This window comes from Pseudomonas sp. S10E 269 (genome assembly GCF_002798465.1).
In the GTDB taxonomy this organism is placed as follows: domain Bacteria; phylum Pseudomonadota; class Gammaproteobacteria; order Pseudomonadales; family Pseudomonadaceae; genus Aquipseudomonas; species Aquipseudomonas pergaminensis.
In genome coordinates this window covers 4,499,132-4,518,189 of sequence record NZ_PHIJ01000001.1, presented here as the reverse complement: position 1 = coordinate 4,518,189, position 19,058 = coordinate 4,499,132, and the positions used below count along the sequence as shown (strand labels likewise).

The following is a 19,058-nucleotide window of genomic DNA, read 5'->3' as shown; positions in this document are numbered from 1 at the left end:
TCAGGCCGCGCCCGCAGGCACGACACGACCGCGATGCAGCACCACCTGCTGGTCCAGGCGGGCGGCGATGCGCGGGCTGTGAGTGACCATCAGCAGGCTGGTGGGGCTGTCACGCAGCAAGTCCAGCAGCAGTTGCAGCACCTCGTCGCTGGTGGCTTCGTCAAGGTTGCCGGTGGGTTCATCAGCCAACAAAAGGCCTGGCCGTGACGCCAATGCGCGCCCCACCGCCACCCGTTGCTGCTGGCCGCCGGAGAGCTGTTCCGGGTAACGCTTGAGCAAATCCCCCAGCCCCAGGCGTTCAACCAGTTGCGCCTGCCACTGCGGGTCAAACCGCCCGGCCAGGCGTGCCTGGAACGCCAGGTTGTCCTCGACCCGCAGACTGCCAATGAGGTTGAACTGCTGGAACACCAGGCCGATTTCGGTGCGCCGCCAATGGGCCAGTTGCGCTTCGCTGAGGTGGTCGAGGCGCTGCTCGCCCACTTGGATGCTGCCGCCGTCCAGCCGGTCGAGTCCGGCCACCAGGTGCAGCAAGGTGCTCTTGCCGCTGCCCGACTCGCCCATCAGCGCCAGGCTGCTGCGCTCGGCCAGGTGCAGGTCCACACCGGCCAACACCGCCAATGGCCCCTGGGGGGTGGCATAGCTTTTGAACACACCTTGCACCTGCAACATGACAACACTCGTTTGATGGGCGGCAATCGAGAATAACGGCTGGCGCTCCACGCCACGCAAATTTTTCACATGGATTTCACCGGCTGCCCACCCACGCCTCTTTAAATTACCCGCCATGGGTCATTCGTCGGCAACTTGTTAGTTGCCTCGCCTGACAACTTTTTAACCGCAACATGTTCAGCGAAAAGACAGCCGCCGTGTGACAGCCTCCAGCATCACTGCGGCATTCGCCAACCCGTTGCGCCTAATTAATACAAGATTGCCAACACTGCCCATGGTGAATGAAGTGGTTGACCTTACCCTGACCAAACCGCGCTCGCGATGGGCCTTTATCAAGCGCCTGCAACGGCTGTGGCTGGGAATGCTGGTGGTGGCGTTGCTGCTCGCCACCAGCCTGCTCTGGCACGCTTCACCCAAGGACCTGGGCATCGGCAACCGCCTGCTGACCTCCCACGTGCTGCCCCTCTGGCGCGACGGCGATTTGATCGTGCTGGTGCGCCACGAAGAGCGTTGCGACCGCTCGACCAACCCATGCCTGGGCCCGGTGGAAGGCCTGACGATCCACGGCAGCCAGCAGGCCGAGATCCTCGGCAAAGCCTTTAAAACATTGGGCATGGAGGGCAGCGACGTACTGGCCAGCCCCGCCATCCGCACCGCCCAGACCCTGCGCTTCATGTTCGGCAAAAACGAGTTGACCTCCGGCCAGCAAGCCGTCTGCGGCGCGGCCATGGGTGAGGAATTGCTCAGCCACAAAACCCCCGGACGCAACCTGGTGTTCGTCACCCACAGCGGCTGCATAGCCGACTTCGAAAACAGCCTGGGCTTCCCCCACGCCGCCTTCCCCCAGTACGGCAGCGCGCTGTTCGTGCAGGTATTGCCCCACGGTAAATTCAAGACCCTGGGCATCGTCAACAACCCGGATTGGCCCGCCGCGTTAAAACAACTCTAATCACTTTCCTGTCTGTTTGTTCAGCAAAAAGACAGGCCTGCTCTGGCATGTTTAGTTGCGCCTTTTAACTAAGGACGTCATGAATATTTCCTGCAACTCAGTGACCGTTGTGACTTTTTCTTCCACGACTTTATTAGTTCAAACTTCTTCCACTAAACGTCAGGGAGCGACGTTTGCATGACTCGATTAAAACCGCTGCCGGTCTTACTGCTGGCCTTTGTCGCGTTCTACCTGCTGCCCCTGGGCCTGCACGGCCTGTGGATACCCGACGAGACCCGCTACGCGCAGATCAGCCAGGAAATGCTCCAGAGCGGCAACTGGATCGCGCCGCACTTCATGGGGATCCGCTATTTTGAAAAGCCTGCCGGCGGCTACTGGTTGATCGCCCTCGGCCAGGCGGTGTTTGGCCAGAACCTGTTCGGTGTGCGCATCGCCTCGGCGCTGACCACCGGCCTGAGCGTGCTGCTCGCCTACCTGATTGCCCGTCGCCTGTGGAATGACCCGCGCAAAAGCTTCGCCTGCGCCCTGCTCTACCTGAGCTTCGGCCTGGTGGCTGGCCAAGCTGGCTATTCCAACCTGGACCCGCTTTTCACCCTGTGGGTCAACCTGAGCCTGGTGGCCCTGTGGTTTGCCCTCGACAGCACCACCCAACGCGGCCGCTTGTGGGCCTGGGCCGTGGTGGGGTTGGCCTGTGCGTTGGGTTTCTTGACCAAGGGTTTCCTGGCCTGGGTGCTGCCGGTGCTGATTGCCCTGCCCTACATGCTCTGGCAACGCCGCCTGGGCGAACTGCTGCGCTACGGCCCGTTGGCGATACTGGTAGCGGTTTTGGTGTGCCTGCCGTGGGCACTGGCGATCCACCTCCAAGAACCAGACTTCTGGCGCTTCTTTTTCTGGAATGAACACATTCGCCGCTTCAGCGCCGACAACGCGCAACATGTGCGGCCGTGGTGGTTCTTCCTGCCAATCATTGCTGTGTCATGCCTGCCCTGGGCAGGGCTGTTGCCCAGCACCCTACGCACAACCTGGCAGCAAAAGCGCCAGCCGGCCATCGCCTTCCTGGCCCTGTGGCTGCTGCTGCCGCTGGGCTTCTTCAGCCTGAGCAACGGCAAGTTGCCGACCTACATCATGCCGTGCCTGCTGCCCCTCGCGCTATTGATGGGGCACACCCTGACGGACCTGATCAACCGGCACAAAGCCCGCACGATCTGCCTCAATGGCCTGCTCAACTTCGTGATCGGCATGGCCGCCATGATCGGCCTGATCTACCTGCAAATCGCCCGGCCGTTGTACAGCAACAGCCACGCCGAGATGTTCAGCCTGTCCCTGGCCTTTATCGTGTTGCTGGTGTGGATCCTCGCCAACCTGCTGCAAGCGTTCCGGCCGTTGACGCTGTGGGCCATGCCCGCCCTGGGCATCGGCCTGCTGGTGATATTGCTGCCGGCGAGCATGCCCGCCTGGATCGCGGACAACGAAATGCCCGACCAGTTTGTGCTCGAACACTTGGAAGAACTGCAGCAGACTCAAGCGCTGCTGAGCAATGAATTGGAGAGTGCCAGCGCCCTGGCCTGGCGCCTGAATCGCCCGGACGTGGCGCTGTATGACACCGAGGGCGAGCTGCGCTATGGCTTGCAATACGCGGGTTCGGCACATCGCAAAGTGGAATTGGAAGCGGTCCAGGCCTGGCTCAAGGCCGCCCGCCAGCGTGGCTCGGTGGGCGTGCTGATGCGGGTCAACAGCACCAGTGAAATGCGCGAGGCGGGGCAATTGCCGCCGGGTGGCAAACGTTATTACAAGGGTTATCTCGAACTGATCATCTACCCGAGCCTGCCCTGATGACGACGTTGTGGAAGAGCGAACGCGGCGCCCTGCTGCTATTGCTGGGCGTCACCGCGCTGCTGCTGCTCACCGGCCTCGGCGCACGCGACCTGTGGGGCCCGGAGACCCGCTGGGCGAACATCGCCTTGCAGATGCTGCAGAGCGGAAATTACTTCGACCCCTACCTCAAGGGCGCGCCCTATTACGACAAGCCCCTGCCTTCCTATTGGCTGATCACCGCCACGGCCCACCTGATGGGTGGCCTCGGGCCGTGGTCACTGCGCTTGCCCTCGGTGATAGGCGCCTGGCTGAGCGTGTGGCTGGTCTACCTGCTCGGTGAGCAACTGATGCGCAAAGGCACCGGGCTGATCGCCGGCTGGATGCTCGCCACCACCTTCTACTTTCTGTTCTGGGCGCGGGTGGCCACGGCGGATGTGCTGACGGTGTGTGGCGTGCTGGCCGCGGTCTGGTGGTACTGGCGTGGACCAAAGGACACCCGGCTGGGTCGCTATACCGTGTTTTTCCTGTTGCTCGCCGTGAACTCGCTGTTCAAGGGCTTGATCGGCTTTGTGCTGCCAGGCCTGGTCCTGCTGCCGCACCTGCTCGGCGAGCAGCGCTACAAGCAGCATCTCAACCTGCGCCTGGTGCTCGCCCTGCTGATCGCCGCCGCGGTGTATGCCGTGCCGTTCGTGCTGTCGCATGTCTACGGTGCGCCGACCTAGGGGCAAAGCGGCCTGGCCCTGGTATTCCGCGAAAACGTGGTGCGATTCTTCGACCCCTTCGACCACATGGGGCCGATCCACACCTACCTGATCTACCTGCCCGCCTACACCCTGCCGTGGCTGCCGTGGCTGCCGTGCTGGCTGCTCGGCCTGCGGCTGGCGCTGCGGCACTGGCGCCAGGCCCCGCCCAACGTGCGATGGCTGGTGTGGGGCCTGGGCCTGTTGTTTATGTTCTTCACCGCCAGTGGCAGCCGGCGCAGCTACTACGTGTTGCCACTGGTGCCCTTCGCCCAGTTGCTCGGCGCCTGGTGGCTCAGCGAACGCCTGCAAGCCAGGCCCGCCAGCCGCCCGCGCTGGTACAAAGGGTTCGCCTGCGCCGCGGTGTTGATGCTGCTGGTCATTGGCGTGGCCTATCCATGGAGCAACGGCAATGGCGGCGTCACCCGCCTGGCCGAGGATGTGCGTACCGAAGCGGTCAAAAGCGCGCCTTGGGATGAGTGGCAAATGGTGCTGGTGGAAGTGGACAACAAGGTGCCGATGTACCTGCAAAACAGTGGCAAGCCTTTCTACTACGTGGCCGAGACCCAGGACTTCCCGCGCCAGGGCGACAGCGCGGCGTTCATGGCCTGGCTGCAGAAAACCAGCGTCAAGGCCTTCGACCCGCAGCGCACGATCATCGTCGCGCAGTATTCCAAGGATGATCCGACGCCGTTGGCGTACCTGGGCGCGGATCACCAGGTCATCACCACCCAGCCGGACAATGGCGAGCGTTTGTTTCAAAAACGGCAGGACGGCAACGTGGCGTTCGTTCCCTTGCCTGAATAGAAGCGGTCTTATCCTTTTGGCAGGCTGGCGGCATGGATAAATGCCTCATCCAGGCTTTGGGCGTCGTAGGCGCCCATGAAGCCTTGCGCATCAGTGAAACGGTTGAATCGCCTTTGGCTCAGCATATAAAAATCATCGCAATGGGCGACGATCTCATCGACGTTATGTGATGAAACCAAGACCGCGACACCCTCTGCCGCTGCCCCCTCCAGACAGCGCCAAATGTGATAACGAAACTCTGGATCCACACCCGCGGTGGGCTCATCCAGTATCACCAGGTCCGCGTTGGCACAGAGCAACGACAACGTAAAAAACCAGCGTTTCTCTCCATAGCTGCAGAGCGCAGATTTTTTGTTCCAGATCTCGCAATACCGATCGGCGATGCCGGGGCTCCATTTTTCGATTTTATCGAGTGCATGTTGTTGGGTGACCCGGGTGTCGGAGCAAAACAGCATGGTCATTTTGAAGATGTCGAACATGCGAAATACAGGGGGTGTGCTGATGATCTGTGACAGGTACAGCAGCTTGGAGAAGGAGCTGTTTATTTCACCACCCTCCACTTTCTTCAGGCCGCACAGCACATCAAAAAAGGTGGTTTTGCCGGAGCCGTTTGGGCCAAGAAGACCTGATATGGAGCCGGCGGTGACTGTCAGAGAAGCCTTATGAAACACGATATGAGTTCCATACCTGACGTCAAGAGAGTCTACGAGAAGCCTTGCCATCAATAACGACTCCAAACAGGATCAATTAATAAATAACGACACATCACTAAAAACAAAAACACAAGTGAAATGGCAACGACCCAGAAAACCAAACCGCATTCAACCACGCCGACCAACATAATCTTATTCGCCCACCACATCGGGTTAAAAAAACCGACAATAGCTAAGGCGGGACTGACTGGCCCCATACTGATAATCCCGAGAGCCAACATCGTAAGGGACAAAATTGAAAAAAGGGTGCTCGCATTTTGAAAGCCTAATGGGACAAGCGTCAGCAACAGCGCGGGTATAGAAAAAAGAAGAAAGCAAACATAAAATCGCCCTACGATCACAAGATACTCCGCGACATCAAACTCCCCTGAAAAAACTCGAGTGAGCATATAAAATACGGAGCAATACAATATTGAAACAACTGAATATGCAGAAAACTGCCCAATCAAAAAAACAACCTTCGTACGATCCGTGTAAACAAAAGACCGAAGAAAACCACTTTCCCTTCGACCAACTATGTAAAAGGCAAGCCCGAACAGTGCAACATTTGAGGAAACAAAGGCGTAAAACCATGAAGTCTTCGACAGGTAATCCACGGCCTCACTACTCAGTGGCGCACGCGCGTAGGTAAGCAAATAATAGGTAACCACTGGAGATACCACTGTCCAAAATAATGCAACAGGTTCTCTGAGTTGTTCCTTTATGAACAATACTGCTAGCAAGACCGGCCTTGACACGAAATAAAAACCCATCATTCACCTCACGGAAACGGGACTATAACTTCTAGCCTAGAGCTTTCAACCGGGTACAGTGCGACACCGCTCGGGTATCCCCTTTTGCAAGAGCCCAGATCCCTTGATAGTAATGGGCGCATCAATTTCTCTACATCTGAAACTCTAAGGAGAAAGGTGAGAAACACTCAAAATCTCAGGGGAATTGCTCTTTCTAAAAATGCAAAAGCATCATTTTGATTTAATCCATTTTCCGCCAACACCTCATCCAGCTCGACTTTCGTCATCAGCTTCGACAGTTTTAGTTGCCGAAGGGCTCTTATCAACGACTGTGAATGAATTTTCGAAATCCCGACATCGGAAATTAAAAGACTCTCCGCCTCAAAGTTCAGGATTTCATAGTTAGGCATGGTTATATTCATTAGCTTCATGCGCGCATTAAATTAGGTTGCTCACCGTCAAGCAACAACACCAAATCTAGTCCAGCAGGAGAATATCGCAACAACAATAAAATCTTCATGTAGGAAACATAACTACCAACTTTAGGAAATTTCACTCACACAATTCAGAAGATCAACAATTGCCAAAAACATCAAAGCTATCACTCATCGCGCCTCAAAAAATCAATCCCTGCGAATTTAATAACTTACAAATTATCGGACTAATAGAATAAACTTATATCCACGCAGGTGTCTTTTGCAAAACAGAACTTAGTCCTACAGACGCGAACAAAAAAAACCGACAAACGGCACTGGTTAGTTCTTAATGTTTGTCGTCCGCGCTACGCTAATACCGGCGTCGCTCACCCGTGTAATGACTACATCACCGAGGATGTGTGTACAGAGACGGCCAAACTCGCGTAGTGCTTTCAGCACACCCGCAGGTGGTGTGTATGGTGCAGAGTACCTCCTTGAGTTTTTCTGCCTCGCGAATGAATGCGATGTGCCCTTGGGGCTCTTCGCAGTGGGCATCGCTCGCTGCGCCATACGCCCGCAATCAAGTATCCGGATTGATCCGGCTTTTGCGCTGCGCACTCGCCAAGTTCCGGCTGTTGAGGTCGCTATTCCGTCTGCCCGCGTACAGGACGATGGCGCGGTTGGTCACCCGTTGCAGGTCGGACAAGCGCTGAGAAATGCAAAGGATGACTATGCAGCGGGCGTGTTGGCAGTGTGTTTGGTGAGCGTATAGGTAGCCTTGGACTGCGTGGCGCGAGCGGCAATAGCCCGAAAACGAGTCGAACAAACAGTCATGCGCCGAAGGGAAGAACAATCATCTTAATCACCTGCAAGATAGTTGGGCTCATCAAAACCAACAGCTCCATATAACCCAAACACATGGATACTCGTTTTTTATACCTGTCAACATTCACAGTTTACACACGTCTGAAACTTGAAATAATTGGAGCACACCCACGCAAAGGAAGCGCTCATCATGTCTCAGGCACACTTGAAAGACCTCATTCATCACAACGAGCCCGGCAACAGCAAAGCAACGGGTACATTCACCGTAAGTCTGGATGGTGCTCCATTCCCACTGCCACCAGAAAAACGCTTGGATTTCGAGAAACATCTCGGCGACGAGCTTTTCGAAACCAGATGGATTGGCAGGAGAGTAGGTGAGCAGCCTGACGCCAACTATCAAGCCGTTGTATTGGCCATTTCAGATTCGGTCCCCGATGGCACTCATCAAGTTACATACTTTGGAGACGTAACGGTGACTTACGCTCTTGTTAAAAACAATCTCATCGTCAGTTATTATGCAAGGGAAGGAGAACTAACCCTCACCTCTGATCGCACATCTGGGCAGGAGCATATTTATGGCACTTTCACCAATTGCCGAATGGTTCAGGATGCGGCGCCGCAAAATGAGTTCCGGATGTCGGGCACTTATGACCTGAAGGATGTTCGCATCATCCCTTGAAAAAAGGGGGGCGGTGCCAATTGCAGCCGCCCCTCTCACTTCAAATCCGCCGCCGCCGCCCCAACTGCGGAATAGCCGCCTGAGGCACCTCCACCCGCTGCACCTGCGTCAACACACACCCAGCCAGTTGCGCCACCGTCGGATGACTGAACAACGCCCGCGCATCCACCTCCACCCCCGCCTTGCGCATCCGCGCCACCAGGTTCACCGCCAACAACGAATGCCCCCCCAGCTCAAAGAAATGATCGTGTCGCCCCACCGCAGGTGGTGTGTATGGTGCAGAGTACCTCCTTGAGTTTTTCTGCCTCGCGAATGAATGCGATGTGCCCTTGGGGCTCTTCGCAGTGGGCATCGCTCGCTGCGCCATACGCCCGCAATCAAGTATCCGGATTGATCCGGCTTTTGCGCTGCGCACTCGCCAAGTTCCGGCTGTTGAGGTCGCTGTTCCGTCTGCCCGTGTACAGGACGATGGCGCGGTTGGTCACCCGTTGCAGGTCGGACAAGCGCTGAGAAATGCAAAGGATGACTATGCAGCGGGCGTGTTGGCAGTGTGTTTGGTGAGCGTATAGGTAGCCTTGGACTGCGTGGCGCGAGCGGCAATAGCCCGAAAACGAGTCGAACAAACAGTCATGCGCCGCAGGGAAGAACAATCATCTTAATCACCTGCAAGATAGTTGGGCTCATCAAAACCAACAGCTCCATATAACCCAAACACATGGATACTCGTTTTTTATACCTGTCAACATTCACAGTTTACACACGTCTGAAACTTGAAATAATTGGAGCACACCCACGCAAAGGAAGCGCTCATCATGTCTCAGGCACACTTGAAAGACCTCATTCATCACAACGAGCCCGGCAACAGCAAAGCAACGGGTACATTCACCGTAAGTCTGGATGGTGCTCCATTCCCACTGCCACCAGAAAAACGCTTGGATTTCGAGAAACATCTCGGCGACGAGTTTTCCGAAACCAGATGGATTGGCAGGAGAGTAGGTGAGCAGCCTGACGCCAACTATCAAGCCGTTGTATTGACCATTTCAGATTCGGTCCCCGATGGCACTCATCAAGTTACATACTTTGGAGACGTAACGGTGACTTACGCTCTTGTTAAAAACAATCTCATCGTCGGTTATGAAGCAAGGGAAGGAGAACTCACCCTCACCTCTGATCGCACATCTGGGCAGGAGCATATTTATGGCACTTTCACCAATTGCCGAATGGTTCAGGATGGGGCGCCGCAAAATGAGTTCCGGATGTCGGGCACTTATGACCTGAAGGATGTTCACATCATCCCTTGAAAAAAGGGGGGCGGTGCCAATTGCAGCCGCCCCTCTCACTTCAAATCCGCCGCCGCCGCCCCAACTGCGGAATAGCCGCCTGAGGCACCTCCACCCGCTGCACCTGCGTCAACACACACCCAGCCAGTTGCGCCACCGTCGGATGACTGAACAACGCCCGCGCATCCACCTCCACCCCCGCCTTGCGCATCCGCGCCACCAGGTTCACCGCCAACAACGAATGCCCCCCCAGCTCAAAGAAATGATCGTGTCGCCCCACCCGCTCCAACTTCAGCACCTCAGCCCAGATCCCGGCCATCAAGCTCTCCACGGCTCCGACCGGCGCGGCATAGGCTCGGCTCACCACCGCCCCCAACCCCGGCTCCGGCAAGGCCTTGCGGTCGAGTTTGCCCGCTGGGTTGAGCGGTAATTCGTCGAGCTGCACAAACGCCGCCGGCACCATGTATTCCGGCAATTGCTCTAGCACATGGGCGCGCAACGCATCCGGGCTCGGCGCCTCGGCACGCACGGTGAAGTACGCCACCAGGCGTTCATCGCGAATCAACACCGCCACTTCACGCAACGCCGGATGCACCAGCAGCCGTGACTCGATCTCCCCCAGTTCCAGGCGCACACCGCGCAGTTTGACCTGGAAGTCGTTACGCCCGAGGAACTCCAGATTGCCGTCAGGCAGGTAACGCACCAGGTCGCCAGTGCGATACAGGCGATCTCCGGCCACGAACGGGCTGTCGATAAAACGCTCGGCGGTCATCTGCTGCAGCCCCAGGTAACCCCGCGCCACGCCGACCCCACCGATGTGCAACTGACCGCTCACGCCCATGGGCGCCGGCGCATCGTGCTCATCCAGAACATACAGGCGTGTGTTGTTGATCGCCCGCCCGATCGGCAACTGCAATGCCGGCACCGGCGCGCCGGGTTCCAGGGTCCAGGCGCTGCTGTCCACCGTGGCTTCGGTGGGGCCATAGACATTATGCAAGCGCACCTTGGGCAAGCGCGCTTGCACGCCACGGGCCAGGGCTTCGGTGAGTTCGCCGCCGCCACACAACACATCGGTGAGGCTGGTGCACAGCGCCGACGCCTCCAGCTCAAGGAATTGCTGCAACATCGCCGGCACAAACTTGATCACCGTGATCTGCTGCTCGCGAATCACCTGCGCCAGGTAGGCAGGCTCGCGATGACCATCGGGCCGCGCCAGGACCAAGCGCATGCCATGGGTGAGCGGCCAGAACAGCTCCCACACCGACCCATCGAAGCTGAACGGCGCCCGCTGCAACAGCGCGCCGCCTTCGGCATTGGGGCAAAGCCGGGAACCCCAGTGCATCAGGTTGCCGAGCCCGCGATGCTCGATCATCACGCCTTTGGGCGTACCGGTGGAGCCCGAGGTGTACATAACGTAGGCCAGGTTGGCGACGCTCAAACCGGGCACAAGCGGGTTGCCGCTGGGTGCCTGGCTCCAGGCGCAGTGGTCGAAGTCGATCACCGGGATCGACACCTCACCCGGCACGTCGCGGGTGGCGGCGTGCACCAGCAACGCGACCGGTTGGCTGTCCTGAAGCATGTAGGCCAGGCGCTCGCGCGGGTAGCCAGGGTCGAGCGGCACATAGGCGCCGCCCGCCTTGAGGATGGCCAGCAGGCCCACCACCAGGTCCAGCCCGCGTTCGACGCACAGCGCGACGCGGGTGTCCGGTTGCACACCGCGTTCACGCAGGTGGAAGGCCAGTTGGTTGGCGCGTTCGTTGAGTTCGCGGTAAGTCAGTTGCCGCTCGCCGGCCTGCACGGCCACGGCATGCGGGATTTGCCGCGCGTGGGCTTCGAACAACGCCTGCACGGTGAGGTGCTCGGGGTAGTCCGTGGCCGTGGCGTTATAGTCCACCAGCAGGGTGTTCAGTTCGCTGGCGGGCAGTACCTGCACGTCACGCAAGGGGCTTTGCGGCCTGTGTTCCAGCGCGTCCGCCAAGTTCACCAACGCGGTTTCGAGGTAGTCCAGCAGACGCTCGGCGCCGACCTGGCGCGGGGCCTTGGCCTTGAGGCGAAAACCGCTGGCGATGTCGTCCACGGTCAGCATCAGCGGGTAGCTGAGGATGTCTTCGCTGCTGAGCAAGGCAATGCCCGGTACCAGGGTCAGGTCGCGCTCGGCGTCGGTGTGCCGGTAGTTGAGCAGGCTGTTGAACAAAGGCGACGCGCTGCTGCAGCGTTGGGCCAGCGCAAGGGACGCTTGTTCATGGGCGAGCAAGGCGCTGAGCCGGGTGTGGGTGTCAACGAGCGCATCGGCCACCGTTCGCCCCGCCAGCCGCACCCGCAGCGGCAGGGTGTTGATGAACATGCCCAAGGCCCGGTCGGCGCCCTCGCCCGCTTGCAAACGGCCGAGCAGCACGGTGCCGAACACCACATCATCGCGCCCCGCGACACGGCCAAGCACATGGGCCCATGCCAGGTGGAACAGGCTGGCGGCGCTCACGCCGACCCCACGGGCCTGCGCACGCAGACGCTGGTTGAGGCTGTCGCTCAATACACGTTCGGCTTCGTCGGTGTGGGCGCGATCCGCCTGGCGCTCCTGCAGGCCGAACGCCAGGGTCGGCTCATCCACATCCCCCAACTGCTCACGGAAAAACGCCTCATGCCCGGCCTGTCGCGCTGGCGAACGGGCTTGCACCACCACATTGCGATACGGCACCGGCGCAGGCAGTTGCGCCTGTTGGCCGAGCAGGTGGGCGCGGATTTCCTGCATCAGGATCGTGGTCGACGTGGCGTCGTTGACCAAGTGATGAAAGCGCAACCGGGCGACCCAGCGCGGGTGTGAAGGCTCTTCGGCATAGTCCAGGGCCATCAGCGGCGCCCGGCGCAAATCCAGCGGCGCAGGGCCTTCGCGCAGCGGTTCGACGCGCAACGGCGCCTGGCGCCACACCACCTGCATCGGTTGCTCCAAGCCCTCCCACACCAGGCTGGTGCGCAGGATGTCGTGGCGATCGATCACCTGTTGCAGGGCCTGGGCAAACGCGTCCAACTGCTCGCGCCGGGCAAAACTGAACTGCGCCTGTTGCTGGTAGGGATCGTGCTCGTCGGTGAGGTGGTGGTAGAGCAAGCCTTCCTGCAACGGCGCCAGCGGGTAGATGTCCTGCACATTGGCCGCGCCACCCGGGATGCTGGTAGCGATGAGGTCACGGATGGCGGGGTCCGGTTCGGCCAGGTCCGTCTCGTCGGCCTCAGTGTATTCACTCGCCGCCGCCAAGGCCGCCAGGGTCGGCTGGCCAAACAGTACCTGCACATCGGCGCGCAGCCCGACCTGGCGCATGCGCTGCACCAGTTGCACCGCCAGGAGCGAATGCCCGCCGAGTTCGAAGAAGTGGTCGTGTCGCCCCACCTGCTGCACGTGCAACAGCTCGGTCCATATCGATGCCAATAAGGTTTCCACCCCGGCGTGCGGCGCTTCAAAAACGCGAGTGACGAAGGCGTCCTGGGTCGGTGCCGGCAGCGCCCTGCGGTCGAGTTTGCCGTTGGCGGTCAGGGGCAAGGCGTCGAGTTGCATGTAGGCGGCCGGCAGCATGTAGTCGGGCAACGAGGCTTGCAGGTGGCTGCGCAGGGTCTCGATCTGCACGGCTTCGCGCGCGACAAACCAGGCCAGCAATTGCCCCTCGCGTGCCTGCACCACGGCTTCCTGGATCTGCGGGTGGGTGGCCAGGGCGGATTCGATTTCACCGAGCTCGATGCGCACGCCACGGATTTTGACCTGGTCGTCATTGCGGCCCAGGTATTCAAGGTGACCTTGCGGCAGCCAGCGCACCAGGTCGCCGGTGCGGTACAGACGGCCATCGCTGAAGGGGTCGTCCAGAAAACGCTCGGCACTGAGGTCGGGGCGATTCAGATAGCCGCGCGCCACGCCCTGGCCACCCACGTACAACTCCCCCGCCACCCCGATGGGCACCGGCCGTTGCTGCGCGTCCAGGACGTGCACACAGGCATTGGCGATGGGCGCGCCGATATGCAGCGGCTCGCCCACGTGCATGCGGCCAGAGGTGGCGACCACCGTGGCTTCGGTGGGGCCATAGTTATTGATCACCGCAAAGGACTGCGCCTGGGGGAACGAACGCAGGCGGTCGCCGCCGATCAGCAGCGTGCGCAGGGTCGGGTGTTGCAGGCCCTGGCTAAACGCGTATTCGGCCACCGGCGTGGGCAGGAAGCACAGGTCCAACGGCTGCGCCTGCCACCAACCGAGCAGCGCGTCGATGTCTTCAGCGCCGTCATGGGCGGGCGGCAGGTGCAGCGTGGCGCCCACGCACAGCGCCGGCCAGACTTCCCAGGCCATCGCGTCAAACCCAAAACCGGCGACACTGGCCGTGTGGCTGCCGGCGCGCAGGTCGAAGGCCTGGCAATGCCAGTCCACCAGGTTCGACACACTGTGATGCTCGACCATCACCCCCTTGGGCAAGCCGGTGGAGCCGGAGGTGTAGATCACGTAGGCGAGGTTGGAGGGGCTCACCGCGACACGGGGGTTGGTGCCCAGGTGGAAGGTCGGACGGTCGAGCTGGATCACCGGCACATTCAGCGGCGGCAGGCGCTGCAACAGGTCGTGCTGGGTCAGCACCACCACCGGCTCGCTGTCCTGCAGCAAGTAGTTGATGCGTTCGGCGGGATGGGCCGGGTCCACGGGCACGTAGCAGGCGCCGGACTTGAGAATCGCCAGCAAGCCCACCAGCGTGTCCAGCCCGCGCCGCGCCAGGATCACCACGCGGTCGTCCGGCTGTACACCACGCTCCAGCAGTTGATGCGCCAGGGCGTTGGCTTGCTGGTTGAGTTGCGCGTAAGTCAATTGCCGGCCCTGGTACACCGCCGCCACCGCGTCTGGCGTGCGCTCGGCCTGGGCTTCGATGCGCGCGTGCAGGGTTTGCGGGTGCGCGTTGGGTTGGGCGGTGGCATTCCATTGGTGCAACTGGGCTTGTTCGGCGGGCGTTACCAACGAAAAGTCGCGGATTTTCAGCGTGGTGTCTTCCAGCCCCTGCTCCAGCAGCCAGGTGAAGCGCTGCGTCAGCGCAAGCACTTCGTCGTGCTGGAAGTAGGCTTCGTTGTAGACGCAATGCAGGTACGCGGTGTCCTGATAGCGGTTGCTGCGCAGGTGGATGGCCAGCGGCAACGGCTCATGGTGGTTGGACACCTTGATCGCACGGGCCTCGGTCGTGCCGTAGCGCAGTTCATGGTCGTCCTGCTCGTAGGACACCGACAGGTCGAACAGCTGGCCGCGATCGCTGCGGCGCAGGCCCAGCGCCCGGTTCATCTCACTCAGGGGGAACCGCTGGTGGCGGAAATCCTGCTTTAGCTGGTCGCGCACCCCGCGCACCAAGGCGCTGAACGGCAACTGCTCATCGAACTGCAGGCGCACCGCGCTGACCTGGGTGAACAGCCCGACGGTGGAACGAAAGCGCGCGTTGGAACGGTTGAGAATCGGCAGCCCCACGACCCATTCCTGGCGCTGGGCGGTGCGGGTGAAATACACATGCATCGCCGCCAGCAGCACATGAAACGCCGACGCCTGGTAACGGTTGGCCACGTGTTCCATGCGATTGAGCAGCGCGACCGGGAACGCTTGCAGCAGGGTATTGCTCGAGGCCTTGGCGGCGTGCCGTGGCGTCAGCAGTGGCTCCGGCAACTGCTGGTATTTGTCCAGCCAATAGGCGCGGTCGCGGGCATAGCGGGCCGAGGCGTGGTAGTGAGCATCCGCGTCGATGAAGTCGATGTAGGACGGCGCCAATGGCTCCGATTGGCGGCCGTGTCCCAGGTCGGTGTACAGCCGGGCCAGCGACTGCAGCATCTGGCCGAAGCCCCAGCCATCGAGAATCAAGTGGTGGGCCTGGGTGCCGAGGCGGTAGTGATGGGCACCGAGCTTGACCAGGAAGAAGCGGAACAGCGGCGCGCCCCTCATCACAAAGGGCAAGGCCATTTGCGTTTGCATCAGCGCCTGGCTCGCGGCCTGAGGGTCGGGTGCTGCGGACACATCATGCAGCGCCAGCTCCACGGCCAACGTGGCGGCAAAGGTCTGCCGGGGCAAACCGTCGGCATCGCTGTGCAGTTGCGTGCGCAAGGCGTCGTGCTTGGCCACCAGTCCTTCAAGGGCGCGCTGCATCAGGTCGGCATCGATGGCGCCGGCGAAATCCACATAGCCGCCGATGTTGTACAGCGGCGAGTCGCCCACACGCAGTTGGTCGAGCCAGATGTCCTGTTGGGCGGCGGTGAGGGGGAAGCTGGAGGAATGCTTCATAAGATCCTTCTCATGGAGGTCAGGCACTGGCCGCGCAGGGGCGCCCATTACGACGAATGTGCCGGATTGGAGCATGGGGGTGGGGGGCTGTCTGTCACCCGAAACCCGGACATCCAAAGGGTAGGATCAGGCTTGGCTGAGGGTTCATTGCTGAAACGATTAAAGCGGTGTAGGACATTGGCTATATCTTGCCGATGCCAAGGTGCATTGCCTTCCCTTTAGATAATATTTTTCCGTTATTTATCATCATGTTAAGCAAATACAGAAACTTCTCAAGGATTTAATTGGTCGGAAATGTCTTTCAGAAACGTCGAATTAATGACGTGGTTTTTATGGCACGTTGTGTCCCTCGTTTCCGCTACATACGTAGGACGAATCCGCTGGCTAAATAAACGCTCGACTACCGCCTCGGGTGCGTGAGCACGGATCGCCCCCCGCAGAGAGCCCAGAGAGACTGTTGACGGTGTTCGACATCAAGGATGAGATGGCTATGAGTTTGACCCGCAATAATGCCGACCCGCAAAGCCCGAATTTCTATGCCGAAATGGGCGAGTTGATTGCCAGCAGTGGCCAATCGGACTTCGCCGCCCACATGCTGCACCTGGTGGACAAGTGGGTGCCGATCCACCTGGTGGACCTGAGCGAATGGACCCTCGACGAGCTGCGCAACCGCGTGCTCGATATCAAGCTGTTGGGCAGTGCCGGCGAGAAGCAGGACCTGCCGCCGCCCCTGCCCCTGAACTCCATGGAAGACCATCCGCTGCTGCGGGACATGCTCGGCATGCAGGACCCGCTGCTGATCCAGCTCAAGGCCAAGGCCAAGAGCCTGTACCCGCGCGGCACCTCGCACCAGTGCAACCTGGTGTCGCGCCAGGGCAACCGGCGGTGCGTGATTTCGTTTTATCGGCCGCCCAACCATCGCGGGTTTTCACTGGCCGAGCTGTCGTTTCTCAAGTGCCTGTCGGACACCCTGCTGCCGCTGATCGAGTGCCACGCCCAGGGCCTGCGCCAGGCACCGCACACCGAGGTCGAACCGGCCCACACCTTGCTGGAGCAATCCCAATTGCAGCGTGAGTTCTACAAGCGCCTGTCCCTGGGCGACATCACCCTGTCGGCACGCGAGCAAGAGGTGTGCCTTGGCCTGCTGACCGGCGGCACCGTGCCGCAAATGGCCGAAAAGCTCAGCGTGAAAAACAGCTCCATCGAAACCTACCTCAAGCGCGCCGCCGCCAAGTTAGGCGTCAGTGGTCGGCATGGCTTGGCCAAATGGATGATTGGCGCCTGATGCATAAATTGAGCACATTCGCGATGGCATGGATGCTCGGCGGTTGCTCGCTGATCCCGGACTATCAAAGACCCCCGGCCCCCGTGCCGACGCAGTATCCCCAGGCAGGTGTGTACGCAATGGCGCAGTCCGGTACGTCGGACTGGCAGCACCTGTTCCGTGACCCGGCGCTGCAACGCTTGATTGGCGATGCCCTGGTCAATAACCGAGACCTGCGGGTGGCAGCGCTGAACGTCGAGGCGTTCCAGGCGCAGTACCGTATCCAGCGGGCGGACCTGTTCCCGGCGGTGTCCGCCACCGGGGCCGGCCAACGTCGGCGTTTGCCAGGGGATGTGACAGGCACGGGCAAGCCGGCGATTACCTCCAGCTACTCGGCGACCCTGGGGCTCAGTGCCTACGAACTGGATTTGTTCGGCCGCATCCGCAGCCTCAGCGAACAGGCCATGCTCACCTACCTGGGCACCGAAGAGGCGCGGCGCAGCGCACAGCTGAGCCTGGTGGCGAACGTTGCCAATGCCTACCTGACCTGGCGCGCCGACCAGGAACTGCTGGCCCTGGCCCACCAGACCCTGGACGCCAACGAGCATAGCCTGCGCCTTACCAGTCGCAGTAAAACCGCCGGCAAAGCCTCGGCGCTGGATGTGGTGCAAGCCCGTACGAGCGTCGAAAGCACCCGCGCCAGCGTGGCCCGCTATGAACGCCAAGTGGCCCAGGACCTCAACAACCTCGCCCTGCTGGTGGGCGGCGCGGTGGATGAACACTTGCCGTCGCGGCCACTGGCTGACGACCTGGTGGCACGCGTGCCCGCCGGCCTGCCCTCGGACTTGCTGCAACGGCGCCCGGACATCCTCCAGGCCGAATACCAACTGCGCGCCGCCAACGCCAACATCGGCGCGGCGCGTGCGGCGTTTTTCCCGTCCGTGAGCCTCACCGCCAACGCCGGCAGCGCCAGCACCGAACTGTCGGGGCTGTTCAAGGGCGGTTCGGGCAGTTGGACCTTCCAGCCGCAGATCAACCTGCCGATCTTCAATGCCGGCAGCCTGCGCGCGAGCCTCGACTACGCCAAGCTGCAAAAAGACATCAGCGTGGCGCAGTACGAAAAATCCATCCAGACCGCCTTCCAGGAAGTCGCCGACGGCCTGGCGGCACGGCAGACCTTTGTCGACCAGCTGCAAGCGCAACGGGATTTTGTCGCGGCCAACCAGCAGTACTACAACCTGGCCGAACACCGCTACCGCAGCGGCGTCGACAGCAACCTCACGTTCCTGGATGCCCAGCGTGCGTTGTTCAGCTCGCAGCAGGCGCTGATCGTCGATCGCCTGGCGCAGTTGGTGGCCGAGGTGAAGTTGTATACCGCGCTGGGCGGCGCCTGGGGAGAAGCCCTTGCGGACGCAGGCGGGGTTGTCGCGTTTAACCCTGAGGAATCACCGCCTCCGCCTCGATCTCGATCAACCACTGCGGCAACGACAACCCGCTGACGATAATCCACGAAGACGGCGGCGGGTTGTGCGGGAAGCGCTCGCGCAGCGCCTGCGCGATCGGCTCCTGCTGGTCGCGGGCGGACTCGACGATATACAGCCGCAGCATGATCACATGGGAGAGATCGCCCTCGACCTCGGCCAGGACCTTTTCGATATTGTCCAACGCAGTGGCGGTTTGCTCGGCAATGCCAGGGCCGACGGTGCGCTCGTTTGCATCCACGCCCACCTGCCCGGAGAGCAGGATGCGCCGGCCTTGCGGGACTTCAAGCGCCTGGCTGAAGCCGTATTGCAGGGAGTTGAATACCGTTGCGGGATTGATGACTTTTCGCTGCATGACGCTTCCTTGTTGTCTGTAGGAAAACAAGGCTAACCCATTGGGTGGGGGCAATCCGGTGAT

12 protein-coding genes and 2 pseudogenes are annotated in these 19,058 nt (G+C 60.5%); 7 read left to right on the top strand and 7 right to left on the bottom strand.

Annotated features, from left to right (window positions below; genetic code table 11):
• Positions 1 to 669 (bottom strand): ABC transporter ATP-binding protein, encoded by a 669-nt coding sequence (locus CWC48_RS21110; RefSeq protein WP_099492986.1) that lies wholly within the window; start codon positions 667 to 669, stop codon positions 1 to 3.
• 274 nt (positions 670 to 943) lie between these two features.
• Between CWC48_RS21110 and CWC48_RS21105 the strand changes: the two genes are divergently transcribed.
• The 3 genes and pseudogenes from CWC48_RS21105 to CWC48_RS21095 all read left to right on the top strand — a co-directional run bounded on the left by CWC48_RS21105 (position 944) and on the right by CWC48_RS21095 (position 4,980).
• Complete coding sequence (locus CWC48_RS21105; protein ID WP_100490231.1) at positions 944 to 1,618, top strand: histidine phosphatase family protein; 675 nt, start codon at positions 944 to 946, stop codon at positions 1,616 to 1,618.
• Positions 1,619 to 1,795: 177 nt separating this feature from the next.
• Complete coding sequence (gene arnT, locus CWC48_RS21100; protein ID WP_078049344.1) at positions 1,796 to 3,451, top strand: lipid IV(A) 4-amino-4-deoxy-L-arabinosyltransferase; 1,656 nt, start codon at positions 1,796 to 1,798, stop codon at positions 3,449 to 3,451.
• Positions 3,451 to 4,980, top strand: a pseudogene (locus CWC48_RS21095) (ArnT family glycosyltransferase). Before arnT ends, CWC48_RS21095 begins: the two are co-directional and overlap by 1 nt.
• Positions 4,981 to 4,988: 8 nt before the next feature.
• Here CWC48_RS21095 and CWC48_RS21090 read toward each other — a convergent pair.
• From CWC48_RS21090 to CWC48_RS21075, 3 genes are all read right to left on the bottom strand, one after another.
• A complete protein-coding gene (locus CWC48_RS21090) occupies positions 4,989 to 5,702 on the bottom strand; it encodes an AAA family ATPase (protein WP_100490230.1) in 714 nt (237 codons plus the stop codon).
• A complete protein-coding gene (locus CWC48_RS21085) occupies positions 5,702 to 6,445 on the bottom strand; it encodes an ABC transporter permease (protein WP_100490229.1) in 744 nt (247 codons plus the stop codon). The genes CWC48_RS21090 and CWC48_RS21085 overlap by 1 nt, the downstream gene beginning before the upstream one ends.
• Positions 6,446 to 6,612: 167 nt before the next feature.
• Positions 6,613 to 6,834, bottom strand: coding sequence for a hypothetical protein (locus CWC48_RS21075; RefSeq protein WP_256581730.1), 222 nt, complete (start codon positions 6,832 to 6,834; stop codon positions 6,613 to 6,615).
• A gap of 1,021 nt (positions 6,835 to 7,855) precedes the next feature.
• Here CWC48_RS21075 and CWC48_RS21065 point away from each other — a divergent pair.
• A complete protein-coding gene (locus tag CWC48_RS21065) occupies positions 7,856 to 8,344 on the top strand; it encodes a hypothetical protein (RefSeq protein ID WP_100490228.1) in 489 nt (162 codons plus the stop codon).
• A 40-nt stretch (positions 8,345 to 8,384) separates the two neighbouring features.
• On the opposite strand, the pseudogene CWC48_RS21060 reads toward CWC48_RS21065, so the two are convergent.
• Positions 8,385 to 8,603, bottom strand: a pseudogene (locus CWC48_RS21060) (phosphopantetheine-binding protein); the annotation flags it as partial.
• A 553-nt stretch (positions 8,604 to 9,156) separates the two neighbouring features.
• On the opposite strand from CWC48_RS21060, the gene CWC48_RS21050 reads away from it, so the two are divergent.
• A complete protein-coding gene (locus CWC48_RS21050) occupies positions 9,157 to 9,645 on the top strand; it encodes a hypothetical protein (protein ID WP_100490227.1) in 489 nt (162 codons plus the stop codon).
• Between the two features lie 40 nt (positions 9,646 to 9,685).
• On the opposite strand, the gene CWC48_RS21045 is transcribed toward CWC48_RS21050, so the two are convergent.
• A complete protein-coding gene (locus CWC48_RS21045; protein WP_100490226.1) occupies positions 9,686 to 15,895 on the bottom strand; it encodes a non-ribosomal peptide synthetase in 6,210 nt (2,069 codons plus the stop codon).
• A 490-nt stretch (positions 15,896 to 16,385) separates the two neighbouring features.
• Between CWC48_RS21045 and CWC48_RS21040 the strand changes: the two genes are divergently transcribed.
• Both CWC48_RS21040 and CWC48_RS21035 read left to right on the top strand, forming a co-directional pair.
• Positions 16,386 to 17,180: a helix-turn-helix transcriptional regulator gene (locus tag CWC48_RS21040; RefSeq protein WP_099493009.1), complete on the top strand. Its 795-nt coding sequence runs from the start codon at positions 16,386 to 16,388 to the stop codon at positions 17,178 to 17,180.
• Positions 17,180 to 18,658 (top strand): efflux transporter outer membrane subunit, encoded by a 1,479-nt coding sequence (locus tag CWC48_RS21035; RefSeq protein WP_157806833.1) that lies wholly within the window; start codon positions 17,180 to 17,182, stop codon positions 18,656 to 18,658. The genes CWC48_RS21040 and CWC48_RS21035 overlap by 1 nt, the downstream gene beginning before the upstream one ends.
• Here CWC48_RS21035 and CWC48_RS21030 read toward each other — a convergent pair.
• Positions 18,591 to 18,995 carry a RidA family protein gene (locus CWC48_RS21030; RefSeq protein WP_100490225.1) on the bottom strand — a complete coding sequence of 135 codons (405 nt, stop codon included), beginning with the start codon at positions 18,993 to 18,995 and terminating at the stop codon, positions 18,591 to 18,593. The genes CWC48_RS21035 and CWC48_RS21030 overlap by 68 nt on opposite strands.
• Positions 18,996 to 19,058 lie beyond the last annotated feature (63 nt).